Source organism: Bradyrhizobium cosmicum, from assembly GCF_032290525.1.
Taxonomy (GTDB): Bacteria; Pseudomonadota; Alphaproteobacteria; order Rhizobiales; family Xanthobacteraceae; genus Bradyrhizobium; species Bradyrhizobium cosmicum_A.
Genome location: NZ_JASXTA010000166.1, coordinates 1 through 283, shown reverse-complemented (window position 1 = coordinate 283; position 283 = coordinate 1). Strand labels below are relative to the sequence as shown.

The window sequence follows — 283 nt, the reverse complement described above, 5'->3', positions numbered from 1 at the left end:
CATTAGCATGGGGCTATAGCTCAGTTGGTAGAGCACTTGCATGGCATGCAAGGGGTCAGCGGTTCGACTCCGCTTAGCTCCACCAAATTGCTAATGAGGAATGTAAGCACCTAGGCATTTTCTTACATTCTAAGCTTAAACGCTTAAATTTGAGTTATTTTATTGATTAAAAATAAAATAACAAACCTTGCGTCCCATTCGTCTAGAGGCCTAGGACACCGCCCTTTCACGGCGGTAACAGGGGTTCGAATCCCCTATGGGATGCCAATATTCTTCTCAATAG

Annotated in this window: 2 tRNA genes; both read left to right on the top strand. The window is 44.2% G+C overall.

Features of this window, described 5'->3' with window-relative positions:
* The first annotated feature begins 9 nt into the window (after positions 1–9).
* Positions 10–85 (top strand) — tRNA-Ala (locus QSV46_RS39505).
* A 106-nt stretch (positions 86–191) separates the two neighbouring features.
* A tRNA-Glu gene (locus QSV46_RS39500) sits at positions 192–267 on the top strand.
* Positions 268–283 lie beyond the last annotated feature (16 nt).